This window comes from Salinispora tropica CNB-440, assembly GCF_000016425.1.
Lineage (GTDB): Bacteria > Actinomycetota > Actinomycetes > Mycobacteriales > Micromonosporaceae > Micromonospora > Micromonospora tropica.
The window spans coordinates 3,400,234-3,425,464 of the sequence record NC_009380.1; the positions used below are offsets into that span (position 1 = coordinate 3,400,234).

The following is a 25,231-nucleotide window of genomic DNA, read 5'->3' on the forward strand; positions in this document are numbered from 1 at the left end:
CGGCCGGGAAGACACGATGCCGGACGCACCCCACCCGTCGTCCGAACAGAGGTCGGTTGACACCGTGACGCCGCCCCCGGTGGAGGCGCTCCCGCCGCCACGCCGTGGGGCAGGTCAGCCAGCCCGGAACATCCTGGACAGGACAAGAGCGGCCACGGCACTCCCGACTGCGATCCCCAGGAGAACCCGCGTGATGCCGGTGGCGAGGTCGCCCTGCTCGATCAGCGTGCCGGCCGCCGCGACCGCGATACCCGAACCGGCACGGAGGATCGAGAGCGTCACCCCGGATGCCTCGCCGGCCCGCTCGGCCGGGACTATGGCCTGCGTGCCCAGGTTGGTCAGGGTGAACCCGATCCGGTAGCCGAACCCGGCGACCGCCAGACCGAGCAGATACAGCCCGATCTGCCCACCCAAGGCCACCACGACCAGACCGACCGCGCCGACCAGGATGGCGGCGGCGATCAACCGACGCACCGCGACCCGTTGGCTGAGCCAACCCGCGAACGGACCGGCCACGCCGCCGCCAATCGAGGCGGTGAGGACCGCCAGGCCCGCGACGAACGGCGAGTAGCCCCGAACCTGCTGCAGGTAGATGGTCGTGGCGAAGATCGTGACCACGAAGGAGACGTTGGCGACCATCCCCATCAGAGTCACCACCACGAACTTGGCGTTTCTGAATAGATCCAGCCGGACCAGTGGACTCTCGGCCACCCGCTCCCGAAGCACGAACGCGGCCAGCAGCACCAGCCCACCGACAGCGAGGCCAGCGGCCACCACCGGTCGCCAGGCACTCATCCGGTCCGCCGCCACGGTGATCGCCACAATCCCCAGCACCACCACGACCAGACCCGCCAGGTCGATCCGACGCGACACCGTGGGGTCACGCGACTCCGGAACCCAGGCGAGGGCGGCCACGATCGCCACAAGGCAGAACGGCACGTTCACCAGGAACACGCTTCGCCAGCTGATCAACTCCGTTACCCCGCCACCGAGCAACGGCCCCATCGCCAGCGCCACCGCCCCGATGCCGTACGCGCTACCGATCGCCCGCTTCGCCCGCCGCCCCGGGAACGCCTCGGTAATCACCGCCAAGGCAAGCGGGAACACGATCCCGGCTCCCGTTCCCTGCACAACCCGAAAGGCAATCACGATCGGCGGATCAGGGCCCAGACCCGCACCAAGCGACCCCACCCCGAAAATCACCAAACCCACGACAAGCATGCGCCGACGACCAAGGATGTCACCGAGCTTGCCACCCGGGATGAGAAACGCCGCCTGGGCCAGGATGTAGCCGCTGATCACCCACTGCAAATCCGTGGTGGAGGAACCGAACTCCGCCGCCATCGACGGCAACGCCAGATTCAACGCATAGAAATCCAACTGCACCAGGAAGATACCCGCGGCGGCCGCGACCAACGTCAGCCTGCGCCGCGGTCGCCCGCCGCCCCCCACCGACCCGACACCACGGCCCGGCAGCCGAGGAAGGCGCGGGCGGAACGACACACCAAAACCGTACCATTAATACGGTAATGTCTTATCTATTCCGTCCGACTCGGTAAATCCCAGTCGACAACCCGCCGTACACGGCCAACCAGGCAAGTCGTACGGTGGTCACCGGAGGTTCCACATGCGCGTATCGGTGTTTAGCACAAAGCCATACGACCGGGAGTTCTTGTCGGCGGCCAACTCCATGGACGGTCACGAACTGGAATTCCTCGAGCCCCGGCTGACCCCGCAGACCGCCAAGCTCGCCAGCGGCGCGGCGGCGGTCTGCGCGTTCGTCAACGACGACCTCGGGACCGAGGTACTGGAGCGACTGGCCGCGGATGGCGTCCGCTTGATCGCACTTCGCTCCGCCGGTTTCAACCACGTCGACCTGGCCACCGCCCGCCGGCTCGGCCTCACCGTCGTCCGGGTGCCGGAGTACTCACCGTACGCCGTGGCCGAGCACACGGTCGCCCTGATGCTCGCCCTCAACCGCAAGGTCTACCGGGCCTACAACCGGGTTCGGGAGCACAACTTCGCGCTCACCGGGCTGCTCGGCTTCGACCTGCACGGCCGGACCGTCGGCGTCGTCGGCACCGGGAAGATCGGGTTCTGTGTGGCCCGCATCCTGTCTGGGTTCGGCTGCCGGGTCATCGCCAGTGACCCCTACCCGGACGACGCGGTGACCGCGGCCGGGATTGAGTACGTGCCGCTGCAGCGCCTACTGAGCGAGTCGGACGTGATCACCCTGCACTGCCCGCTGACCCCGGACACCGAGCACCTGATCAACCCCGACCGGATCGCCCAGATGCGCAGGGGCGTCATGCTGATCAATACCAGCCGCGGGGCGCTGGTGGACACGCGAGCGGTGATCGACGGGCTCAAGAACGGCCAGATCGGCTATCTCGGTCTGGACGTGTACGAGGAGGAGACCGACCTGTTCTTCGAGGACCTCTCCGACCGAGTCCTCGATGACGACGACTTCTCCCGGCTCAACACGTTCCCCAATGTGCTGATCACCGGTCACCAGGCATTCTTTACCGAAGAAGCGATGCGCAACATCGCCGCCACCACGATCGACAGCCTGACCACCATCGAGCGGGAGGGGCCAAACGCCGTCCCCCAGTCGGCCCGGGTTTGCTGAGCGCGGCCAGGTAGCGGCACCGCGCACCGGCGCGTGCTGTGCGATATTGACTGCCATGTCTGCACTGCGTACTCCGGACGGCCGGTTCACCAACCTGCCTGACTTTCCCTACGAGCCCCACTATGTCGACCTGGACGGCCTACGAATGGCCTACGTCACGGCCGGCCCCGCCGATGGGGAACCGGTACTGCTGTTACACGGCGAGCCCAGCTGGTCATTCCTGTATCGGAAGGTCATCCCGGTCCTCGCCGACGCCGGGCTGCGGGCCATCGCACCGGATCTTATCGGCTTCGGCCGTTCCGACAAGCCGGCCGAGCGCAGCGCGCACAGCTACGCCCGACACGTCGAGTGGATCCGCAGCTTCGCCTTCGACAAGCTGGGCCTGACCGGAGTGACGCTGGTCGGGCAGGACTGGGGCGGCCTGATCGGACTCCGCCTGGTCGCCGAGCACCCGGACCGCTTCGCCCGGGTGGTGGCCGCCAACACCGGGCTGCCCACCGGCGACCAGGCGATGCCAGAGCTCTGGTGGCAGTTCCGTCGGATGGTCGAGGCAGCGCCCGAGCTGACGGTGTCCCGCCTGGTGCAGTCGGGCTGCCAGAACGAGCTGACCGAGGCGGTGCTGGCGGCCTACGATGCGCCGTTCCCGGACCAGTCCTATCTCGCCGGCGTCCGTGCAATGCCCACCCTGGTACCGACTGCACCGGACGATCCAGCCAGCACCGCCAACCGCGCCGCCTGGGCCGAACTCTCCCGTTGGGAGCGTCCGTTCCTGGTGGCGTTCAGCGACCAGGATCCGATCACCGGGGCGATGGCACCGGTACTGCGCCGTACCGTGCCGGGTGCTGCCGGATTCGACCATCCGGTGATCGAGGGAGCCGGGCACTTTCTCCAGGAGGACGCGGGAGAGCAGCTCGGCAAGGTGATCGCGGAGTTCGTCCGGTCTACCGCCGCGACCATGCCGTAGCCGGATAACATCCCAGCGAGTGAGCGAACAGTTACCCAGAGCGCACCAAGTGGGCTAGCCTTACCTGCGCGTTCGCCAGCGATGTCGACACGCCTCGGCCAACCCTGCCCGCCCGATCGGTCGGTTTCCCGGTGAACCCTCACCGCTACGTCGCTGATTGGGCAGGATCGTCCGCAACAAGGAGGTGCCGTTGTGCAGGACACCCGCACTGTCGCCCTGACCGTCAAGGTGAGCGGCCTGCCACCGGTCAAGACCGAGGCGCTGTCCATCTTCGCTGCCGGACACCGGCAGGCGACGAGGGTCCGCGCCCTACTTCAGGCAGCCTGTGAGGCGGCTCAGCGCACCGGATGGACCCCGCTGTCCGGGCCGATCGAAGTGGACCTCGTGCTGCGCTGCCCACCGGGACACCGAACCTCCGACGCCAGCACGCTACTCGGCGGGGTGTGTGCCGTGCTCCAGGACAAGAAGCGGGTGGCCAGCATCGGTCTGGCCCACCTCGGCGTCCTGGTGGACGTCGCACTCTACGACGATGACCGGCAGATTAGAACGATGACGTACCGGGAGGAGCCGGCGGAGGACTACTCGTACGAGGTGCGGGTCGCCGCCATGCCGGCCGCAGTTTGACCGACGCCGATGGCGGGGTACCCGGTCGCCGAGGAAGGGAGCGCCGATGTCTGAGCCACACGTCACGCTGGAGCCTCACGACGCTGTGCAGGAGAAGCTGCGCGGCCCGCTGGAGGAGCAGCTGACATCGGCGCTTCAGGCCGCCACCGACCGGGTCCGGGAGAGCTACGCCGGCGAGCCGGTCGAGCAGGTCTGCCAGCAGCTGCTGGACGAGACCCGCGCCGGTCTACACCCGGACATCGCGGCCGGATTCCAGCCCGACATGGACGAGTTCTGTCGGGTGGCGGTGGCTATCGTCCGCGGCACAGATGTGTGAGCGCACTCATATCAGAAGTGACGTAGCAGGTCGGGGAAGGCGGCGAGACGCAGCACCGCCGCGTCGTCGTGGTCCAGCGCGTCGTGCTCCAGAACCCAGGTGTTCTCGTTCGGGACGTAGACGGCGTTCATCCCCGCCGCACGGGCAGGCAGAATGTCTGACTTCGGCGAGTTCCCGATCATCCACGCACGCGACGGTGCGAAGTCGTGCTCGTTGGCCAACCACCGGTAGGTGGTCACGTCCTTCTCCGGCACGATGTGCGCGGCCCGGAAGTGGTGCAGCAGGTCCGAGGCGTCCAGCTTTCGCTGCTGCTCCTCCCGGTCGCCCTTGGTGAGCAGGAACAGCTCGTGCCGGCCGGCCAACTCGTCCAACGCCTCAGCGACCCCCGGCATCAGCTCCACCCGGTGCTCGACCAGGGCGACGGCCAGTTCTTCGATTCCCCGCCGCTCGGCGTCCGTGGCCGGCCGCTCCCACAACCGCTCGAAGCACTCCCCGAGACTGTGCAGAAAGACCTTGCTGCCGTAGCCGTGCACGACTGCGTTGGCCCGCTCGATGTCGTCGAGGATCGTACGGATCTCGGTGCGCTCCAGGGTTGGGTGCGCCACCCAGGTCAGAAAGTCCTCAATGACCCGCTCGAACACAATGTTGTTCTCCCAGAGCGTGTCGTCGGCATCGAAGATCAGCACCTGGCCGCGTCGACGTACACCTGCCATGTCGCCCTCCCGTCAACAGTCGGCGCCACCGTAGCGGCCACCACCGACCCGGTCACCTGATTTCTCACCACCCCGCCGAGGAAGGCAGCGGTAGGACCCGAGCTCCGCCGGGTCCTACCGTCCCTTTCGGAGATCGGGTACGTTCCTGTGCGGTAACCCCACTGGACTACAGTGACGTAGCTTCTGGGCGTCCACGATCCGGGGAGGGTGAGCGGGCATGATGGGACCGTCGCACGCGCTGTCCGGCGCGGCGGTGTGGCTGGCCGGCTCCTGGGCGCTGGACCACTTCGCCGGCTACGAGCAGTCGCCGCTCGCACTCGCCGTCGGCACCGCGGTCTGCGCGGGGGGTGCGCTCCTTCCCGACCTCGACCTCTCCGGCAAGGTCACCCGCAACCAGGGTGGCGCCACGGTCGCCCGCACCTTCGGTGTCTTCTCCCTCTTCGTCGCCGAGGTGACGGAAAAGGTGTCGCTCGGCGTCTACTACGCGACGAAGTTGAGTCGCGACCCGCGTCGCACCAACGGGCACCGCACCCTGACCCACACCATTCCTTTCACCGTGCTAATCGGCTGGGGTACCACCGCGCTCTGCGCCGCGTACGGCAAGTGGGCGGTGATCGGCATCCTCTTCTTCATGTTCGGTCTCGCGCTGCGCGGCCTCTTCGACGAGTGGGCCGAGCGCGCCGGCTGGCTCGTGGTGACCCTCGCCTCGCTCGCCGCGGCGTGGTTCACCTTCGCCACCCTGCCGGGGGACCGTGGCTATCCGATGATCGGGCTGGCTGTCGGCGTCGGCTGCTTCGTCCACATCCTCGGTGACATGATCACTCGGGCCGGGGTACCAATCCTCTGGCCGATCCCGATCAAGCGTCGGATGTGGCGGATGATCAGCCTGCCGGATTCGATCGCGCTCCGCGCGGGTGGCAGGACCGAGGTGGTCTTCGTCCGGACCGCGCTCACCGTCGTCGCGGTGCTCTCCGCCGTCGGGCTGGTCGCCCCGCACCTTCTCAGCCGCTTCAACGTCGAGGGCTGAGGGCCGTGCCGGTCGCCGCCGACGACGCCGACGTCCCGGCGTTCTGGCAGGGGCTCGGTCTGCCCGGCCTCGCCGACGTGCACGTGCACTTCCTCCCGCCCCGGCTGCTGCGTCGGGTGTGGGCGTACTTCGACGCGGCCGGTCCGCTCCTCGGCACCACCTGGCCCATCCGCTACCGGTGGAGTGACGCGGAGCGGCTGGCGCACCTGCGCCGGATGGGCGTACGGGCGTTCAGTGCGCTGGCGTACGCGCACCGCCCCGCGATGGCCGCCGACCTGAACTCCTGGACCCTCGACTTCGCCCGCGCGAACCCGGACTGCCTCCCCTCGGCCACGTTCTTCCCCGAGCCGGCGGCACCCCAGTACGTCACCGAGGCGCTCACCGCCGGAGCCCGAGTGTTCAAGGTGCACGTGCAGGTCGGCGGGTTCGCACCGACCGACTCGCTGCTCGACCCGGTGTGGGGACTGCTCGCCGACGCGGGGGTGCCGGTGGTGGTGCACGCCGGACACGCGCCGGCCGGCACCGCCCACACCGGCCCCGGCCCCTTCGCCGCCCTGCTCGCCCAGCACCCGCGGCTCGCCGCGGTGGTGGCGCACCTCGGCGCACCGGACTACACGGCCTTCCTCGACCTCGCCGACCGGTACGAGAACGTGCGGCTGGACACCACCATGGCCTTCACCCCGTTCTTCGACCAGGCCGTGCCCTTCCCCACCGCGGAGCTGCCCCGGCTACGCGAGCTGGGCCTGGCCGGCAAGGTGCTGCACGGCAGCGACTTCCCCAACCTGCCCTACGCGTACGCCGAGCAGCTCACCGCGTTGGCCCGACTCGACCTGGGCGACGCCTGGTTGCGGGCGGTGTGCTGGACCAACGCCGCCGAGCTGTTTGATCTGCCGGGTTGACTACGCGCCGACCCGCTGCGGTGGGACGGTTAACCCGTACAGGGCCATCAACTCCGGGCTGTCGACCCGACTGCCGTCGGCGACGGTGTCACAGGAGATGTCGACGATCTGATCCTTGTGCGCCAGCAGGTACGGACGGGCACCGACATCCGCGCTGGCCAGCGTGGCGATGCCGGACCAGTGCCGGCGGCCGAAGAGCATCGGGTAGCCGCGCAGTCCGCCGTAGGTGGCGCAGACCAGCACGTCCGGGTACGGCAGCGCGGCGACCCGCTGGACCGCCCCGGCGGTCAGGCCCGGCATGTCCACCGGAACGACAACCACCGCCTCGACGGCGTCGTCGTCGATGGCCGCAAGGCCGGCCTTGATGGAGGAACCCACCCCGGTTCCCCAGGCTCGGTTCACCACGACGGTGGCCCGGGTGAGGTCAGCGGTTTCCTGTACCTGGTCGGCGGCGGCTCCGAGGACGACTACGATCTGCTCGCAGCCCGCCGCCGCCATCGTGTCGATCATCGTACAGACGAGTGGTCTCTCGCCCTGGCACAGCAGCGCCTCGGGGCCACCGATCCGGCGCCCACCACCCGCGGCGATGATCATTCCTGCGGTCCGGTTCAGCGGTGCCACCTCCGTCTAGGTAACGGACCGGGCAGGACACCTGCCCGGTCCGGGACGCACAACGGACCCAACGAGCAGTCGGCGTTCAGGTTCCGGGCATGAATCGGATATTACGACCATCCGGGACAAAGGTTGGATAAAGCGCATCACCCAAAGCTCCGTCGTCCCACCGTGCGCGGGGCATGCAGCAGCTCAGAACGCGTCGGCGTAGCACTCAACGGTGGAGAGATCGAGCGGGAAACGCACCGACGTCCGACCGAAAAGCAGCGCGCTCGCCCGCTCCCCACACCGGGTCACCGCCGCGGCCACCGCCGCGGCCCGCTCGGTGCGACAGTGCACAATCACCTCGTCGTGCTGAAAGAAGACCAGCTCGGCGTCGCTACCGGCCAGCCCCACGTCGCTACCGACCAGCTCGGCGTCGCTACCGGCCAACTCCCCCCGGAGCGTGGCCAGCAGCGTCGCGGCCCACTCGGCGGCGGTGGCCTGGATGACGAAGTTACGGGTGAACCGGCCGCGCGCTCGAGCCCGCGCCGACGGACCCTCCTCGCCCCCCGCCGGAACCGTGTCCTCCCCGACACGGTCGACCGAGCCGGGTGGGCAGGTGCGGCCGAGCCAGGAGCGAACGAGCTCTCCGGCCTCCCCGCTGCGCGCGGCCGTCTCCACGTAGCCGAAGGCCGCCGGATAGTTCCGCCGCAGCACCTCCAGCGCCGGTGCCGCCGAACCGCCGGTCTGCCCGTACATGGCGCCGAGTAGCGCCACCTTGGCCCGCGCCCGGTCCCCGCCGAACGCGTCGTCGGCCAGAGCGGCGTACAGGTCGCCCGCCCGGGCCGCGGCGGCGAGGCGAGTGTCGCCGGAGACCGCCGCCAGGATCCGCGGTTCGAGCTGCCCCGCGTCGGCGACCACAAACGTCCAACCCGGGTCCGCCACCACCGCCCGTCGGATCACCTTCGGGATCTGTAGCGCCCCACCACCTCGGGTCGCCCACCGGCCGGAGACCACGCCGGCGGGTACGTACTCCGGGCGGAACCGACCATCCCGCACCCAGGCTTCCTGCCAGGCCCAGCCGTGCGCCGTCCAGATCCGGTAGAGCTCCTTGTACTCCAGAACCAGCGGCGCCGCGGGGTGGTCAACGCCGCGCAGCACCCAGGACCGGGTGTTCGGCACCTCCACCCCCGCCCGGGCGAACGCCCGCACCAGCTCCAGCGGCGAATCGACGTGCAGCTGCGGAACGTCGAAGGCGGCAGCGATCCGGGCGGCCAGCTCCGCCAGCCGATGCGGCGGGCCGCCCACCGGTGAGGGGCCACCGAGCAGCTCACCGAGGAGGGCGTCGTGCACGTCCACCCGCCACGGCAGCCCCGCCGACCCCAGCTCGACGGCGATCAGCGCCCCCGCTGACTCGGCCGCGACCAACAGGCGGAATCGGCCCGGATGCTCGGTGGCGGCGATCCGAGCGAGCTGGTCAGCGTAGACCCGGGTCAGGGCGGTGATGCCGGGACCCAATGACGCCGGGGGCGACTCGAAGAGCGCGCCCTGGCCGTGGCCCGGGGGCTCGGCCAACCGCGGCGGTGGATCGGTCGGCACCGGCGCGCCGGTGAGCCGCGCCCAGGCGGCGGCGAAGGAGCGCGGCTCGCCCCCGCGGCCCGCGTGACCGAGCAGCAACGCCTCGGTCAGCTCGATGTCGTGACAACGGGCAACCCGGACCCCGGCCCGCAGCAACACGGGGTAGAGCGCCGCGCCGGACGCCCAGACCCAGCGGGGGCGCTCCCTTCGCTCGCGATCGGCCACCGCGACAGCCAGGTCGGTGACCTGTTCTGGCGGCCCGATCGGCGCGCCGGCAGCGTCGAGCGGTTGCAGAACGCCCCCGCCGACGCCGGTGCCCGCCACCGGAGCAGCGGCGAGTCGATGGTCCCCACCCGCCACCACCGCCATCACCGCCGCCATGATGGCGATCCTGCCCTCCCGGTACGACATCGCCGGAGCGCCCGGCTGTCGACGGGCTACTTGCCGACGCCAGCGGTCAGACCCGACTGCACCTGGCGCTGGAAGACGATGTACACGATCAACACCGGCAACATCGCCATGGTGACCCCGGCGAAGAGGCCGGACCAGTCGGACTTGTACCCCTGATTGACCGACAGATCGATCAGACCCTGGGCGATGACCTGATTCTTCGGCTCGCCAGCCACGGACTGCATCAGCAGCGTCGGCAGATACCACTGGTTCCACTGACCGAGCACGTTGAAGATACCAATGCTGATCAGGCCGGGCTTCGCCATCGGCAGCATCACGCTGAAGAACAGCCGGGTGTGTGAGGCCCCGTCGACCAGGCCCGCCTCGGCGATCGCGTTCGGCAGGGTCCGGAAGAAGGAGTGCATGAAGAAGACCGTGAACGCCAGCGACCACGCCGCGTACACCAGGATCAGCATCAGGTGCTTGTTCGGCCCGAGTGGCGGAAAGAACACCCCGGTGTTGTAGACGCCCTTGAACAGCGGGACGGCGGCGAGGTAGATCGGCAGCGTGAGGCCGGACAGGAACATGTAGTAGATCAGTCGGTTGCCGGGAAACTCGTAACGCGCCAACACGTACGCGGCCATCGAGCCGAACAGCATGGTCAGCGTGACGCTACCCGCCAGCACCAGCACGGTGTTGAGGAAGAAGTCGCCGAGTTGCCCCTCGGTCCAGGCCCGGCCGAAGTTTTCCCAGCGCAGAGTCTCCGGGACCAGCGACAACGGCTGCCGAATAACCTCCGCGTCGCTCTTCAACGCCGACATGACCACCCAGATCAGCGGGTAGACGACCATGATCGCCCAGACCAGCAGGAACAGGTGGGAGAAGCCGTTGAAGACCTTCGCGCCGGGCCGCCGGCCGCCGGCTCCGTTGCGGCGGGCCGACGTGGTGCGGGCCGGCGGAACGAGATCCGGCCCGACGGGACCGGGGTCGTGGGTCACCGTACTCATCGTCGACTCTCCTCAGTACTCAATCCGCTCGCGGCGGGTGATTTTCAGCTGCGCCGCGGCCAGGAGAAGCGCGAAGATCGCCAATGCCACACCCATCGCGCAGGCGTAGCCGAACTGGCCCTTCTGGAAGGCGGTGAAGTTGAGCACCGACGCGAAGATCTCGCTGGCGTGGTTCGGGCCACCCTGGCTGGGTGTCATCACGAAGACCAGGGCGTACATGTCCAGAGCGATGAAGCCCAGATAGATCCAGGCGACCGAGACGGTGTCCCGCAGCAGCGGTAGCGTGATCCGGAAGAACGTGTGGAACCGACCGGCACCGTCGAGGATGGCCGCCTCGAAGACGTCCTTCGGAATCGACTGCATCGCCGCCGAGAAGAGCACCATGTAGAACCCGGCGCCGCTCCAGACCGCGATCAACAGCAGCCACCAGAGCACCGCGGGGACACCGAGAAAGGGCTCCGGGTCGTTGGTGAACGCGATCGGGTTGTCCGGGTCAACCAGCCCGACCTTCATCAACACACCGTTGATCAGGCCCTGCCCGTCGGCCCGGTAGATCTGCTGCCACATGACGGCGACGACGACCAGGGAGAGCACCTGCGGGAAAAAGAAAATAATCTTGTAAAGACCGGAGCCGAGGACACCCCGGATGCCGGCCCTGTCCTCGCGACCGCCCACGTTGAGCAGGAACGCGAGGAACAGGGCCAGCGCGATCGTGAACAGCGGCAGGGTGACCAGGAAGAAGACGTTGTGCCAGAAAGCCTTCCTGATCAGCTCGTCGGAGAACAGCCGGACGTAGTTGTCCAGCCCGACGAACTGCTGCCGGTCGGAGTAGCCGCCCCAGTCGGTCAACGAGTAACCAGCGGCCTGGACGAAGGGCCAGACCACGTAGAAGAGGTAGAGCGCGACCGGCAGGGCCAGAAAGCCGGTGACAAAACGCGCGACGCCATGCCGCATGGGACTCACTGCCTCCGTTCGGCTCAGGCGGAGCGGGTCTGCTTCTTGATCGACGAGTCCTTGGCGACCTTGTCAGCGGCGCCCTGCATACCGTCGACGAACTGCTGGGCGGTCATCCGGCCGGCCATCAGCTCGGCGGAGAGGTTCTGGCTCTCCTTGTCCAGGTCGGCGTAGAAGTTCCAGAACTTGAACGAGACGAGATCCTGTGGTGCGTTGCGCATCAGCTCGTTCGCGCTGGCCAGCGCCGAGTCCTCGACGTTGTCCCCGGAGCCCTTGGTGGAGGCGAGGGATTTGGTCAGCTCAGCGAACTTCGCCGAGCCCTCCTTGGAGAGCACCGCCCGCAGGAACTCCTTGGCAGCGGCCTTGTTCGGCGCCTTCGAGGGCACGACGATGTTCTCGCCCGCACCGGCGTAGACGTCGTTCGGTGCCTTGTCGCCCGCCCCCAGGCTCCAGTAGTCCGACAGCGTCATCTCGAAGCCCGGGGGGATGGTCTCCGCCATCTCGTTCTTGAGCCAGGTGCCGACCTGGATGAAAGCGGCCTTGCCGTCGAGCCACGCCTGCTGCGACTGGGTGTGGTCCAGCTGGCCGGGGAGCAGCAGCTTGTCCTTGACCAGCTTCTCCCACGCCTCGAGGGCCGGTAGCACCCCGTCAGCCTTCCAGGCGTTCTCCTTGAGGTTGTCGATGTCGATCACGGCCTGCTTGCCGGCGGACTTCCAGATCGTCGCCATCAGCGCCCACCGCGGGTAGTAGCCGTGCACCGCGTCGTAGACGTACGGGGCCATGCCCTTCGCCTTGATCTTCGGCGCGAGGGCGAAGAACTCGTCGAAGGTCTTCGGCGGCTGCCAGCCCTCCTTGTCGAAGAGGGCGGCGTTGTACCAGTTACCCCAGACCGTGTACGCGATGTTCACCACGTAGAACTTGCCCTGGAAGGTGCCGTCGTTGACGGTCCCCGGCAGCAGGGTGTCCGCCACCGTGCCCTCGCTGTCCCACGCCGGGGCGGCGAGCAGGTCCTCCAGCGGCTCGATCGCGCCCTCGTTGACCAGGGTGCTGATGTCCATACTGTCGGCGCCGGAGTTCATGACGACGTCGCTGGGCTGGGTCGCCATCTTCGGCTGCTCTTCGGTCTTGATCTTCTGGGTCGAGGACATGTTGACCGTGACGCTCGGATGCCTGGCCTTGAAGACGGCCTCGTCCTCCTTGGCCCACTGGTCGCCCAGCCCGCCGTTGAAGATGACCACCTTGACGGAGCTGCCGTCCTGGACACCGAACGGGTTGTCCTTGGTCTTCGCGGCACCGGAGTTGTCGTCCTGGGCTGGCTCGCTGCCGGCGCAGGCGCTGAGCAGGCCGGCGGCCGGGAGGGTCAGCAGACCCGCGGCGGCGGCGCGACGCAGCAGGCTCCGGCGGTTGAGATCGGGGGTAGCGGACATGCGAATCTCCTTAGCGGTAGATCGGGGGTACCACTGCGGGCTAATGAATCCGTCGTACGACCTCGGTGGTCAGCGGGACCGCCTCGGCGTGTGCGCTGGTCATGGGTTGGCCTCCTTCGCCGCCTTGTGCCCCTCAACGGCCTGGGCGGTACGCCGCAGGGCTGCGTGGGCCCGGTCATGGATGCGCTGTGCGACGGCGATGTAGAGCAGGTCGAGCACGACCAGCTGGGGATGCCGGGCGGACAGCGCGTCCGGGCGAAAGGTGGTGGCCCCGCTGGCGGTGAACAGCGCGATGTCCGCCAGCTCGGCGAGCGGCGAGCGGGAGAAGCCGGTGACTGCGACGGTGGTCGCCCCCCGACTACCGGCCTCCGCCAGCATCTCGATGGTCTCCCGAGTCCGGCCGCTGTGCGAGACACCGAGGGCGACGTCGCCGCTGCGCAACAGGGCCGCCGAGGCGAGCCCTTCGTGCACGTCGTTCCAGGCCCAGGCGGCGACTCCGATGCGGTGGAGCATGATTTGCATCTCCTCGCCGACCAGGGCGCTGCCGCTGACGCCGAAGATGTTCACCCGGCCTGCGCCGGCGATCGCCGCGGCGGCTCGCTCCACCGCGGCGAGGTCGAGCAGGGCGGCGGTGTCGTGCATTGCGCGGGTGTCGGCGGCGATGATCTGGTCGAGCACCCGGCGCAGCGGATCGCCGGGCTGAATCTCGCGGCCGATATCGACGGTCCACCCGGCCAGACGGGCCCGACCGCTCTCGGCGGCGATGCCGAGCCGCAGGTCCGCATACCCCTCGAAGCCCATCGCCCGGCAGAAGCGGGTGATGGTGGCCGGGGAGGTGCCACTGCCCTCGGCCAGCTCGACGATGGTGGCGCGGGTGGCGGCCTCCGGGTCGCTGAGCACGTGCTCAGCGACCCGGCGCAGGGCCCCGGTCAGGTCGCCCGCCCCGGCCCGGACCCGAGCCAGGACGCCGTCGGCCGCCTCTGCGCGGACGCCGCGGTCGAACCCGTCGGCGTCGGCCACCGCGGTCTCCGCGGTGGTGTCCACCTCGTGATCAACCATCGAGACTCTTTCCGCAAAGAAGGTTTACTGTTGGTAAAAGTTCTTACTAACCCCCCCGCCGTGTCAAGACCATGGATGAAGTTTTCAAAACGTTATGTTGAACACCAACCACCGCCGAGGCGGCGGGAAGCGCCCGTCAACCCACACTGACCAGGGCGGAAGCACACCCGGAGGCAACCCCACGTTCGACCCACCGGGCCGACAGGCCCTCCGGAACGCACCGACCCGGCATGATCATCTTTCCGGGAGTCGGCAACCCCGCGCCGACACTGACCTGTTCTAGACCTCAGACAGACGATGTCTGGTATATGCCTGGATGGGGTGTGGTCGGGGGCACGGTGGTGGTGGAATCTCGGCGGGCGTCGGGGCGTTACACCCTGCGTACGACCGAGGAAGCGCCCCGCCCCGGCGGGTGCGGGCCGCCGGGAATGATGGTGGCCGGCCGGTCGTTACATCTGGACCCGGCGCCGTGCGCGTCCCCGTGAGACCCGCGGTCGCCGACTTTTCCCTGTTCTGTTGAGCGCCGGACGGTGCTTGCACCCCGCTCCCGACCCCCTTTTCGGGATGTGTGTGGGTGTCGACCCCCGAATGGAGCACACCTGATGAACACGATTCTGCGTCGTAGCGTCCTGGGTATCGCTGGTCTGGCCCTGTCCACCGGTGTCGTCGCCGGCCCCCTGGCCACCTACACCGACAGCACCCCGGCCTCGGCTTCGGCCGCGGCGGTGCAGGTCGCGAAGCCGGACCTGGACACCCTGATCCCGCACGGCACCCAGGGCAAGCAGTCACGCATCACTCTCGGTGACGAGCAGGTGTCGAACGTCAAGGCCATCATTGAGGCCACGAAGGCCGCCGGGATGGACGAGCGGGCCGCCGTCGTGGCGATCGCGACCAGTTTGCAGGAGTCGAAGCTGGAGAACCTGGGTCACCTGGGTGACCGCAACGACCACGACTCGCAGGGCCTGTTCCAGCAGCGCCCCTCCTCCGGCTGGGGCACGGTCGAGCAGATCACCGACCCCGCCTACTCCACCACCGCCTTCCTCAACGGGCTCAAGCAGGTTGACGGTTGGCAGGAGATGCCGTTGACCGAGGCCGCCCAGACGGTACAGGTGTCGGCGTACCCGTTCCACTACGCCCAGTGGGAGACCCAGGCCGCCGACCTCGTGGCCGAACACTGGACCAGCTGACCCACCACACCACAACCGATACGAACCAGTATGTTGGCCGGCACCCGACACGGGTGCCGGCCGACAACTATGTCAGGGTCGCCGCCTGCGGTCGACGACCAACGACCATGCAGGCGCCGCAGAAGATGGTGCGTTCTCGCCACCACCTCAGCGGTCGCCGGCGAACAGTCTTGCCAACTCGTCGTGGAATCCGGGAAAGGTCTTCGACACGCATGCCGGGTCATCGAGGACCAGACCGGGAACCCGCAGCCCGAGCACCGAGAACGACATCGCGATGCGGTGGTCCCGCCGACAGCGGATCAGGGCCGCGGATGGGTCCGCCGGGGAAATCTCGATCCAGTCCGCTCCTGTCCGCACCGGAACGCCACACGAGACAAGGTTCTGTGCTATCGCGTCGATCCGGTCTGACTCCTTGAGGCGGGCGTGGCCCACGCCGGTGATTCGAATCGGCGCGTCAGCGAGCGGCGCGATGGCGGCGAGGGTCATAAAGGTGTCGGAGATCGGCCCCATGTCGACCGCGAATCCCCCACGCAACTGTCGCGGCCCTCGCACCGTCACCCGATCTCGGTCCGCCGTCACCTTGGCGCCCAGTTGAGACAGCACGTCGACGAACCGCCGGTCGCCCTGCAGGCTGGCGCTGCCCAACCCATCTACGGATACCTCCTTCCCCGTGACTGCGGCGGCCGCGAGAACATACGAAGCGGTCGAGGCGTCCGGCTCGACGAGAAACTGGGTGCGGGTGTACCGACCGGGGCGAACGGTGAAGCGGCCAGGGATGGCCTCAGCGACCTGAGCCCCGAAGCGAGCCATCACGGCGATCGTCATATCGACGTACGGCCGGCTGACCAGTTCCGGCGCGACCACCGTAAGCGGGTTGGACAGCAACGGCCCGGCCATGAGTAGCCCGCTCAGGTACTGGCTGCTGGTGCCGCTGGCGAGCACGACTTCACCCCCGGTAAGGCCATCCGATACCAGACGGAACGGCAGTCCCTCGCCGTCACCGCTGGGCTCGACCGTCGCGCCAAGTGCACGCAGTGCGTCGATCAGCGGATGAAGTGGCCGGGCACGTAGTTGGTCCGTGCCATCGAAGTCGAAGACACCACCGGCTGCCGCGGCCATGGGCGGTAGGAACCGGGCTGCCGTACCGGCGTCCTCGCACCAGACTCGACCGGACCTCAACCGCGTCCCGGCGCCGCTGCCAGTCACCGTCCACCGCTGGGCGTGCCGTTCGACCGACGCCCCGAGGGCGACGAGCGCGTCGGCGAACGCCGTGGTGCCATCGCTCACCAGCGGATTGTCGAGTTCGGTCACTCCGTCCGCCATAGCCGCGATGGCGAGGGCACGGTTGGTCAAGGACTTCGATCCGGGCACGCGGGCCCGTATTGCGCTCATGCCGTCATCCTCACAAACCGCGTAGGTATTTTCCGATGCCGGGCGGGGACGACACACCTACCGGGCCGGCTTGCCGTCAGCGGTCAGTCACCCGAGTGTTCACCGTTGCCGCGCGCCCCCGTCGGTTGGAGCGGCCGCGGTGAGGTGTGATCGCGTCGATCAGAATCGGTCGATAGCTCGTCGCGGGTAGAAGCCATATCGAGTCGGTGGCGCAGCTTCTCACCTTCTACGTCCACGTCGGGGAGCGCACGGTCGAGCCAACGTGGTAGCCGCCAGGCGGCATCTCGGAGCAGCGTCATGACGGCTGGCACGATGGTCATCCGTACGACGAGGGCGTCGAAGAGCACGGCGACGCCGAGGGCGAAACCGACCGACGTAATGATCGGCTCCGGGGACAGAATGAAGCCGGTGAAGACGCCGATCATGATGATCGCGGCGGCGGTGACAACACGCGCCCCGTGCCCGAATCCACTCACCACCGCCTCGCGCGCGTCACTACCGTGGACATATTCCTCGCGCATGCGGGTGACCAGGAAGACCTCGTAGTCCATGGCCAGGCCGAACACGATGCCGATCAGGAAGATCGGCAGGAAGCTGATGATGGGCCCAGTCTGTTCGATGCCGAAAAGGCTGGCCGCCCAACCCCACTGGAACACTGCCACGACCGCGCCGAATGTGGCCGCGACGCTGAGCAAGAAGCCGGCGGTGGCCTTAATCGGCACCAGCAGCGACCGGAACACCAGCATGAGCAGGACCAGCGCCAGCCCCACTACGACCGCCAGGTACGGCAACAGCGCGTCGCCGAGTGTGGTCGAGACGTCGATGTTGATGGCGGTCAGGCCGGTGACGCCAATGGCGGCACCAGATACCGTGCCGTCGAGGTCACGGATCGCGTGGACCAGTTCCTCGGTGCCGGAATCGCTGGGTCCGCTGTTCGGAACGACGGTCATCAGTCCGGTGTCACCGGCGGGGTTGATGACGGGCGGGGTAACCGTGGCCACATCGTCGAGCCCTTGAATCGACTGCGCCACCTGCTCGACGACGCCATCAGCCAGACTGGTGCCAGCCTCGACCACGACGGTTAGCGGAGCGTTGAAGCCGGGGCCGAACCCGGCAACGACCAGGTCGTAGGCCTTTCGCTGAGTGGTGTCCGGTGCGGCGGTGCTGTCGTCGGGCATGCCGAGGCGCAGATCTGCGGCGGGGATGGCGACAACGCCCAGCGCGACAACGGCGATCAGCAGCGCCGCGACGGGACGGCGGGTCACCGTGCGAGCCCATCGGATGCCGAAGCTCGGCGTCGCGGTGTCACCTTCTGGGTCGCGGGCGGGCAACCCGCGCACGCGTCCACCGGCGATCCGCCGGCCAACGAGCCCGAACAGGGCTGGCAGCAGGGTCAGCGCGATGAGGACAGCGACGGCCACAGTTCCGGCGGCGGCAAGCCCCATCTGGGTCAGGAATGGGATGCCGACGACGGACAGCGCGGCCAGTGCGATGATGACGGTGAGCCCGGCGAACACGATCGCGGAGCCGGCGGTGCCGACCGCGCGACCGGCGGCCTCCTTCAGTTCGCGGCCGAGGGCGAGTTCGTGCCGGTAGCGCGAAACGATGAACAGCGCGTAGTCGATGGCTACCGCCAGACCGAGCATCAGCGCAAGGGTCGGCGTGGTTGACGACAGGTCGACGAAGCCGGTCGCGGCGGTGATCGCACCGACGCCGATCAGGATGCCGAGGATCGCGGTCAGCAGCGGTAGACCCGCCGCCACCATCGACCCGAACGTGATCACCAGAACCACGGCGGCGACGACGATGCCGATGACCTCGGCCAGACCTTGTTCCGGATTGGCCAGCAGCGCGTCGCCGCCGACCTCGACGGTCAAGCCTTCGCCGCGCGCCGTTTCCACGACGGCGGTCAACGCGTCGCGTGCCGGCTCAGTCAGTTCCGCGCCCTGCACCTGGTAGGTCGCCTGCGCGAAGCCGATCGTGCCGGTGGCGTTGACGGCGCCCGACTGGAATGGGTCGGTCACGGAGGCGACCTGCGGCGCCTGATCCAGTTCGGTGACGGCGCGCTCGATGGCCGTGCGGTACTCGGGGTCGGTGAGCTTCTGCCCTTCTGGTGCGGCGAACACCACGCGGGCCGTCGCACCGTCGGCGGAGGCCTGTGGGAACCGTTCCCGCAGCAGGTCGATCGCCTGCTGCGATGGCGTGCCGGGAATGCGGAACGCGTCGGAGGTCGGTCCGGACAAGGCGGCGGCGCCGACCAACGTGGCGCTGAGAACGGCCAGCCACAACCCGACGACGAGCCATCGGCGACCGAACGCGAATTTGCCAAGCCGGTAGAGAAACGAGGCCATCAGGCCCTCCATTTACAGACGTCGAGATTCGACCGACCACCGCGGTACAAGGTGGACGGCTACGGTTCGGGTCGGGTCAGACGACCCGCTTTCAGGTATCGATAGTTGAGCGGTTGGTGTGGCTACCCAGTGGAAGGCCCGCCCGCAGTTGCGCGAAGCTTTGCCGAACGAGGTCAGGCAGTGTGTCGGTGGCGCCTTCCGCCCACATCTCAAGCGAGGTTTGCAGCGCGAGGCACGCGGCTCCGGCCAGTAGCCGTGAGCCGAGGTCACAGTCCGGTTCGGCGCTGACGCGCTCGGCGATGACATCCATGAGTAGGCGGTGGGCCCGCTCGAACATGACGAGATGCTGGGCCAACATCGCCGGGTTCTCCCGGATCACGTTCATCAGCACGACCAGGTGGTCGCGATGGTCGAGGAAGCCTGTGACAACAGAAGAGAGCGCTTCTGCCAGAGAGTCCCAGACGGCCTCACCCGCGGGCCTGGCCCGGATTGCCTCGGCAATCGCCTCGGGCCCCGCGCGGCGCACCGCTCCATAGAGAATCGCCTCCTCGCGACCGGAGAAGTAGTTGCGGAACGTACGCGGTGAGACGTCGGCCGCCGCGGCGATCGCCTCGGGCGTCACCGCGTCGAGTCCGCGCTCGACCATCAGCGACCAGGCGGCGTGGCTCAATGCCTCGCGCGTCGCCAGCTTCTTGCGTTCGCGCAGGCTCAACTCGGAGGTCATACCAACACCATGACAGAGTTTTTCCAACTTGGCAAATTTTCCTGGTAGGAAAGTTTCTGAAGTGGGTCACACGAGACACCAGGCCCGCCCGCCATGACTACGCGCACTCCGGCCGACCAACTGGCCACCCTCAAGGCGAAGGTCCAAGTTCTGACCAGAGCCGAAGGGCTTGGGTTGAACCCAGAGGCAGCGCACCGCCTGCACCGATCAGAACTGCGGCAAGCCTCCACAGCCCCGCGCGGTCAACGCTTCCGGAGTTGAGGCGCTGCTCGGCGAAGTTCGCGCTGAGATCGACCGACTTGACGAAAGCGTTGAGTGGCGTGCCGCGCTGCGCGCACGTTGCCTCGCCGCCCGCCGGGTAATCCTCCAGCACCCCTGGGGGCCCGCGCTCATCAGCTCGCGGTCGACCATCCCCCGAGCGTGTACGTCCATTTCGAGGACGTCCTAGCCCAAATGGTCGGGGTGGGTTTTCCTACCGACTCGCCCACCGCGGGCTACCTGCACTCGGCAGTATGGTGCTCGGCTTCACCCAGGAACTTTCTACCCCTGCCGGTGGCGGCGAGGAGGCTGACGCCGACGTGAAGAGGCAGCTGGCCGCGATGGGCGAGGCGCTTCCCCACCTCACCGCAATGGTGGCCACCGAACTGCACTCGGTCACCGACCCCACCCTTGGCTGGTGTGACAGCCAGGTGGAGTTCGAGTTCACCTTGGATCTACTACGTGATGGGCTCGAGCGATCGCTGCTGCTGAGCCGGGTCAGCAGCAGCCCGGACGAATGCCCCAGCAGGCAGGACCCAAGGCCGGGCTACGCCGGGCATCGCTCCGAACGGTCTTAGCCGCTGCCGCCCATCCCCCGGCAGATCGTCGGGGCCCCGGGCCAAGCCATGCAGCCGGAATCTCCGGCACAGGCCCAATAGATGTAGGCGGCCCGGAACCGTGATCGGCCGTGGCCATGATAGTTGCCAGTCACGGCCGAAGTGCCGGCAGGAAGTCGGTCATTCAGGAATAGTCCTCAGCTTCACGTAAACAGCGAAGTGTCCCGAGGAGGACAGGAAGAAACTCCTGCTCAACCACAATCTGAAACCGCGATGGTAGAAGGTGGAGCCGCACCAACCGGCTTTGCGCCCGAACGCCGCACGGCTACCGCCACCGTCCCCTACGCTTGCGCCCATGGGCCGCCTGCGCCGACTCGCCGCGGCGACACCGGCGAGCCGGAACCGCTACCTCGACATGCTTCGGGCCCTGGCGATCATTATGGTCGTCATCGGTCACTGGAGCGTCGTGGACATCGGGCACGACGCCAACGGGCAGCCCACCGCGCGCTCCGCACTGCCCGACCTACCATGGGCGTACCCGGTGACCTGGGCGGTCCAGGTCATGCCGATCTTCTTCCTGGTCGGTGGGTACGCCAACGCCGCGTCCCTGACCTCGCACCGCCGTCGGGGTGGTGACGCCACCGGCTGGCTGCTCGGCCGCAGTGCCCGGCTGCTCCGGCCCACCAGCGTGCTGGTGCTCGGCCTCGCCGCCGCCGGCCTCGCCGCCCGGCTCGGCGGTGCCGACCCGTCGTTGGTCCGGACCGTGGTCTACTTCGCCACCATCCCGCTGTGGTTCCTCGCCGCGTACCTACTCGTGGTGCCGCTGACCCCGGTGATGTACGCGCTGCACCGGCGGTACGGGCTACTCGTACCGGTGGCGCTGGCCGCCCTCGTCGCCGCGGGTGACCTGACCCGCGAAATCGGTCTGCACGACGCCGCCCTGCCGAACTACCTCTTCGGCTGGCTGGCCATTCACCAGGTCGGCTTCGCCTGGTACGACGCGGACAAGAAAGACCCTGACGCTACGGCACCACGTGGCCGGTCGGCTGGGCTCCGGACCCGACGGCTGCCGCTGTCGCGGCAGGCCGGTTGGACGGCGCTGCTCGGCGGACTGGCGGTGGCGGTGCTGCTGACCGGTCCCGGCCCGTACCCGGTCAGCATGATCAACATTCCGGGTGAACGGCTGAACAACGCCGCCCCGCCCAGCCTCGCGCTGCTGGCGGTGAGCACCGCACAGCTCGGGCTCCTCCTGCTGCTGCGCCGACCGGCACAGCGTTGGCTGCGCCGTGACCGCCCCTGGATGGCGGTGATCGCGGTGAACAGCGTCGTGTTGACGGTCTTCCTGTGGCACCTGAGCGCGGCGATCCTGGCGATCGGCGCCCTGGACGCGGTGGGGTTGCTGCCGACCCCGGCCGCCGGCTCAGCCGCCTGGCTGGCCTGGCGGATCCCCTGGGTGCTGATTCTCGGTGTGTTCCTGGCCGTCCTGGTCGCCATCTTCGGCCCGGTCGAGGCACGCACCAGCCGCCCCCCGGCCGCCCGAGCGCCCTCCCCACCATCGGATGACCGGGCGAAGCACCGCTCGCTGGTCACCGGCCGCGGCGTGCTCGCCGTCGCCGCTTTCGTCGCCGTCGTCGCCGCGCTCGTCATCAACGCGACCGCCCCACGCGACGCCCCACTGCTGCTCGGGCTGCCCGTCCCGGCGCTGGTGGCCTACCTGGCCGGGGCGGGCACCCTGCGGTTCCTCAGGTCGGGGTGGGGAACCCGAGGCTGACCCCACCGTTGCGGGGATCCAACCAGCGGCTGGTGACCACCTTGCCCCGGGTGAAGAAACGCACCCCGTCCGCACCGTGCGCGTGCAGGTCGCCGAAGAGCGACGCCTTCCAGCCACCGAAGGAGTAGTACGCCATCGGCACCGGGATCGGGACGTTGATCCCGACCATGCCCACCTCCACCTCGTGCTGGTAGCGCCGGGCGGCGCCCCCGTCGTTGGTGAAGATGGCCGTCCCGTTTCCGTACGGGTTGGCGTTGACCAGGTGGACGGCCTCCTCGTACGAACCGACCCGGAGCACCGACAGCACCGGCCCGAAGATCTCGTCGGTGTAGACCGACATCTCCGGGGTGACCCGGTCGAACAGGGTCGGCCCCAACCAGTAGCCGTTCGGGTCACCATCCGGACGCACGTCCCGCCCGTCCACCACCGGCACCGCGCCCGCCGCCACGCCCGCCTCGACGTACGAGCGCACCCGCTCGGCGTGCGCGGCGGTGACCAGCGGGCCCATGTCGCAGCCGCGCCGGCCGTCGCCGGTGCGCAGCTCCGCCATCCGCGCAGCGATCTTCTCGACCAACGCATCCGCGACCGGCTCCACCGCGACCAACGCGGAGATCGCCATGCAGCGCTCCCCCGCCGACCCGAACCCCGCGTTGACGGCGGCGTCGGCGGCCAGGTCCAGGTCCGCGTCCGGAAGCACCACCATGTGGTTCTTCGCCCCGCCGAGGGCCTGCACCCGCTTGCCCGCCAGCGACGCACGCTGGTGCACATGCCGGGCAACCGGCGTGGAGCCGACGAACGACACCGCCCGCACCGCGGGATGATCCAACAGGGCGTCCACGGCCTCCTTGTCCCCGTTGACCACGTTGAGTACCCCGGGTGGCAGGCCCGCCTCGGCGAACCACTCCGCCAGCAGCAGCGCCGCGCTCGGATCCTTCTCGCTGGGCTTGAGCACCACCGCGTTACCAGTCGCCACCGCGACCGGCACGAACCACAGCGGCACCATCACCGGGAAGTTGAACGGGCTGATCACCGCCACCACCCCGAGGGGCTGGCGAAGGTTGTAGGAGTCCACCTCGGTCGAGACGTTCTCGCTGTATCCGCCACGCATCGCCGCGGGAATACCGCAGGCGTACTCGATCACCTCCAGCCCGCGCTGGACCTCACCGGCGGCGTCGGCGAGCACCTTGCCGTGCTCCGCGGTGATCACCTCAGCGAGCCGGTCACGCCGGGCATGGACCAACTCCCGGAAGGCGAAGAGCACCGCTGTACGCCGCGACAGGGAGGCGTCCCGCCACCTCCGCGCGGCCCGCTCGGCGGCCTCGACCGCTGCCGCCACCTCCGCGGCGGAGGCCAACTCGACCTCCGCGGTAGGCACGCCGGTGGCCGGATCGAAGACATCGCCGCGCCGCGCCGCCGTGCCGGACAGCAGCTTGCCATCCACGAAGTGCCCGATGAGATTCATGCCGCCACCGTCGGCGCGGTCCCGCCGGATCGGATCGCAGTCACCAGAATTGCCAGGCCCTCCCGGGCCTCCTCCTCGGTCAGGGTCAACGGTGGGCCCATCCGCACCACGTTCCCGTACAGACCGCCCTTGCCGACGAGCAGACCACCGGCCCGGCACGCCTCGAACACCTGGGCGGCTCGCTTCGGATCCGGATCAATGGTGCCTGGGTGGACGAACTCGACGCCGAGCATCAGTCCCTTGCCGCGTACCTCGGCGACCCCGGGGAGCCCACCGACCTCGGCGCGAAGCCCCTCGTGGAGAATCATGCCCACCCGGTCCGCGTTGGCCTGCAGGTCGTTGTCGAGCAGGTAGTCGAGCACGGCGTTGCCGGCGGCGGCGGAGAGCGGGTTGCCGCCGAAGGTGGAGAAGCTGATCGCCGGCACCGACTCCACCACCGCGGCCCGCCCGACCACGCCGGCGAGCGCGAACCCGTTGCCGATGCCCTTGGCAAAGGTGATCATGTCTGGGGTCACCCCGTGGGCCTGGTAACCCCAAAAGTGCGTGCCGGTACGCCCCCAGCCGGTCTGCACCTCGTCTGAGATGAGCAGGATGCCGTGCTCGTCAAGCACCTTGCGCCAGCCGGCGAGCAGCCCGTCCGGGCCGTGGACGAAGCCGCCGACGCCCTGAATCGGCTCGGCGATCAGGCAGGCGACATCACCCGAGGTCTGGGTGGCCAGGACCTCCCGCAGATCCTCCACCGCCGCGTCGATCCGATCGGCCTCGGGTAGCCGGGCGAGCAGGCCCCGCAGCCGCTCCCCCGAGTGCAGCCAGGCCACCTGCAACGGGTTCAGCGGACTCGCCGACCAACCACGGTTGCCGGTGACCCCGATCGTCGCGTACGACCGGCCGTGGTAGCTGTTGCGCACGGCGAGGATCTGCTGCGAGCGCCGATGGTTGGTGGCCATCAGCAACGCTGCCTCGTTGGCCTCGGTGCCGGAGTTGGTGAAGAAGACCCGCGCGTCCGGAATTCCGGACAGCCGGGCCACCTTCTCGGCCAGCTCCACCTGCTGTCGGATCAGGTAGAGCGTCGAGGTGTGCACGATCCCGGTACGCAACTGGCGCTCCACCGCCGCGCGGATCTCCGGGATGTCGTAACCGATGCTGTTGGTCAGGACGCCGCCGAAGAAGTCCAGGTAGGTGCGGCCCTGCGCATCGGTGACCCGGCGCCCCTGGCCAGCGACGAGTTCGATCGGTTCGTCGTAGTAGAGCGGCATCCAGGACGGGAGCACCGCCCGGTGTCGGGCCAGCAGATCGTCGGTGGTCATAGTGACACCTCTCAACGAAGCGGGTGATGAACGCACGCTCT

22 protein-coding genes are annotated in these 25,231 nt (G+C 68.6%); 9 read left to right on the top strand and 13 right to left on the bottom strand.

Annotation, left to right across the window (positions count from 1 at the left end; genetic code table 11):
* Nucleotides 1-114: 114 nt before the first annotated feature.
* Nucleotides 115-1,503, bottom strand: a complete 1,389-nt coding sequence (locus tag STROP_RS14885) for an MFS transporter (RefSeq protein WP_043535407.1) — start codon at nucleotides 1,501-1,503, stop codon at nucleotides 115-117.
* A 124-nt stretch (nucleotides 1,504-1,627) separates the two neighbouring features.
* Here STROP_RS14885 and STROP_RS14890 point away from each other — a divergent pair, with 124 nt between their 5' ends.
* The 4 genes from STROP_RS14890 to STROP_RS14905 all read left to right on the top strand — a co-directional run bounded on the left by STROP_RS14890 (nucleotide 1,628) and on the right by STROP_RS14905 (nucleotide 4,533).
* Nucleotides 1,628-2,629, top strand: a complete 1,002-nt coding sequence (locus STROP_RS14890) for a 2-hydroxyacid dehydrogenase (RefSeq protein ID WP_012014188.1) — start codon at nucleotides 1,628-1,630, stop codon at nucleotides 2,627-2,629.
* A gap of 55 nt (nucleotides 2,630-2,684) precedes the next feature.
* Complete coding sequence (locus tag STROP_RS14895) at nucleotides 2,685-3,593, top strand: haloalkane dehalogenase (RefSeq protein WP_012014189.1); 909 nt, start codon at nucleotides 2,685-2,687, stop codon at nucleotides 3,591-3,593.
* 192 nt (nucleotides 3,594-3,785) lie between these two features.
* The gene (locus tag STROP_RS14900; RefSeq protein ID WP_012014190.1) at nucleotides 3,786-4,217 is read left to right on the top strand and encodes a RusA family crossover junction endodeoxyribonuclease; all 432 of its coding nucleotides are present in this window, start codon (nucleotides 3,786-3,788) and stop codon (nucleotides 4,215-4,217) included.
* Between the two features lie 46 nt (nucleotides 4,218-4,263).
* Nucleotides 4,264-4,533, top strand: a complete 270-nt coding sequence (locus STROP_RS14905; protein ID WP_012014191.1) for a hypothetical protein — start codon at nucleotides 4,264-4,266, stop codon at nucleotides 4,531-4,533.
* Between the two features lie 11 nt (nucleotides 4,534-4,544).
* Here STROP_RS14905 and STROP_RS14910 read toward each other — a convergent pair whose 3' ends face one another.
* Nucleotides 4,545-5,246, bottom strand: a complete 702-nt coding sequence (locus tag STROP_RS14910; protein ID WP_012014192.1) for an HAD family hydrolase — start codon at nucleotides 5,244-5,246, stop codon at nucleotides 4,545-4,547.
* Nucleotides 5,247-5,463: 217 nt separating this feature from the next.
* Between STROP_RS14910 and STROP_RS14915 the strand changes: the two genes are divergently transcribed.
* Both STROP_RS14915 and STROP_RS14920 read left to right on the top strand, forming a co-directional pair.
* Nucleotides 5,464-6,273 (top strand): metal-dependent hydrolase, encoded by an 810-nt coding sequence (locus STROP_RS14915; protein WP_012014193.1) that lies wholly within the window; start codon nucleotides 5,464-5,466, stop codon nucleotides 6,271-6,273.
* A 5-nt stretch (nucleotides 6,274-6,278) separates the two neighbouring features.
* Nucleotides 6,279-7,172 (top strand): amidohydrolase family protein, encoded by an 894-nt coding sequence (locus STROP_RS14920; RefSeq protein WP_012014194.1) that lies wholly within the window; start codon nucleotides 6,279-6,281, stop codon nucleotides 7,170-7,172.
* On the opposite strand, the gene STROP_RS14925 is transcribed toward STROP_RS14920, so the two are convergent.
* From STROP_RS14925 to STROP_RS14950, 6 genes are all read right to left on the bottom strand, one after another.
* Nucleotides 7,173-7,766, bottom strand: coding sequence for a nucleotidyltransferase family protein (locus STROP_RS14925; RefSeq protein WP_012014195.1), 594 nt, complete (start codon nucleotides 7,764-7,766; stop codon nucleotides 7,173-7,175).
* Nucleotides 7,767-7,976: 210 nt separating this feature from the next.
* Complete coding sequence (locus STROP_RS14930) at nucleotides 7,977-9,755, bottom strand: bifunctional 3'-5' exonuclease/DNA polymerase (protein ID WP_012014196.1); 1,779 nt, start codon at nucleotides 9,753-9,755, stop codon at nucleotides 7,977-7,979.
* Between the two features lie 26 nt (nucleotides 9,756-9,781).
* A complete protein-coding gene (locus STROP_RS14935) occupies nucleotides 9,782-10,741 on the bottom strand; it encodes a carbohydrate ABC transporter permease (RefSeq protein WP_012014197.1) in 960 nt (319 codons plus the stop codon).
* Nucleotides 10,742-10,753: 12 nt separating this feature from the next.
* Entirely contained in the window at nucleotides 10,754-11,695 is a 942-nt protein-coding gene (locus STROP_RS14940) for a carbohydrate ABC transporter permease (RefSeq protein ID WP_012014198.1), read from the bottom strand.
* 23 nt (nucleotides 11,696-11,718) lie between these two features.
* The gene (gene ngcE / locus STROP_RS14945) at nucleotides 11,719-13,122 is read right to left on the bottom strand and encodes an N-acetylglucosamine/diacetylchitobiose ABC transporter substrate-binding protein (RefSeq protein WP_012014199.1); all 1,404 of its coding nucleotides are present in this window, start codon (nucleotides 13,120-13,122) and stop codon (nucleotides 11,719-11,721) included.
* A 99-nt stretch (nucleotides 13,123-13,221) separates the two neighbouring features.
* Nucleotides 13,222-14,181 carry a MurR/RpiR family transcriptional regulator gene (locus STROP_RS14950; protein WP_012014200.1) on the bottom strand — a complete coding sequence of 320 codons (960 nt, stop codon included), beginning with the start codon at nucleotides 14,179-14,181 and terminating at the stop codon, nucleotides 13,222-13,224.
* Nucleotides 14,182-14,783: 602 nt separating this feature from the next.
* On the opposite strand from STROP_RS14950, the gene STROP_RS14955 reads away from it, so the two are divergent.
* A complete protein-coding gene (locus STROP_RS14955) occupies nucleotides 14,784-15,368 on the top strand; it encodes a hypothetical protein (protein WP_012014201.1) in 585 nt (194 codons plus the stop codon).
* A gap of 147 nt (nucleotides 15,369-15,515) precedes the next feature.
* On the opposite strand, the gene aroA is transcribed toward STROP_RS14955, so the two are convergent.
* The 3 genes from aroA to STROP_RS14970 all read right to left on the bottom strand — a co-directional run bounded on the left by aroA (nucleotide 15,516) and on the right by STROP_RS14970 (nucleotide 19,835).
* A complete protein-coding gene (gene aroA / locus STROP_RS14960; protein ID WP_012014202.1) occupies nucleotides 15,516-16,760 on the bottom strand; it encodes a 3-phosphoshikimate 1-carboxyvinyltransferase in 1,245 nt (414 codons plus the stop codon).
* 83 nt (nucleotides 16,761-16,843) lie between these two features.
* Nucleotides 16,844-19,111, bottom strand: a complete 2,268-nt coding sequence (locus STROP_RS14965; protein ID WP_012014203.1) for an MMPL family transporter — start codon at nucleotides 19,109-19,111, stop codon at nucleotides 16,844-16,846.
* A gap of 91 nt (nucleotides 19,112-19,202) precedes the next feature.
* Nucleotides 19,203-19,835: a TetR/AcrR family transcriptional regulator gene (locus STROP_RS14970; RefSeq protein ID WP_012014204.1), complete on the bottom strand. Its 633-nt coding sequence runs from the start codon at nucleotides 19,833-19,835 to the stop codon at nucleotides 19,203-19,205.
* A gap of 512 nt (nucleotides 19,836-20,347) precedes the next feature.
* Here STROP_RS14970 and STROP_RS14975 point away from each other — a divergent pair.
* Both STROP_RS14975 and STROP_RS14980 read left to right on the top strand, forming a co-directional pair.
* Nucleotides 20,348-20,671, top strand: a complete 324-nt coding sequence (locus tag STROP_RS14975; protein ID WP_012014206.1) for a hypothetical protein — start codon at nucleotides 20,348-20,350, stop codon at nucleotides 20,669-20,671.
* Nucleotides 20,672-21,005: 334 nt separating this feature from the next.
* Entirely contained in the window at nucleotides 21,006-22,421 is a 1,416-nt protein-coding gene (locus STROP_RS14980; RefSeq protein ID WP_012014207.1) for an acyltransferase family protein, read from the top strand.
* On the opposite strand, the gene STROP_RS14985 is transcribed toward STROP_RS14980, so the two are convergent.
* Together STROP_RS14985 and STROP_RS14990 are read right to left on the bottom strand one after the other, a co-directional pair.
* The gene (locus tag STROP_RS14985) at nucleotides 22,393-23,883 is read right to left on the bottom strand and encodes a CoA-acylating methylmalonate-semialdehyde dehydrogenase (protein WP_012014208.1); all 1,491 of its coding nucleotides are present in this window, start codon (nucleotides 23,881-23,883) and stop codon (nucleotides 22,393-22,395) included. The two genes, STROP_RS14980 and STROP_RS14985, sit on opposite strands and share 29 nt — an antisense overlap.
* A complete protein-coding gene (locus tag STROP_RS14990) occupies nucleotides 23,880-25,190 on the bottom strand; it encodes an aspartate aminotransferase family protein (protein WP_012014209.1) in 1,311 nt (436 codons plus the stop codon). Before STROP_RS14990 ends, STROP_RS14985 begins: the two co-directional genes overlap by 4 nt.
* Between the last annotated feature and the right edge of the window lie 41 nt (nucleotides 25,191-25,231).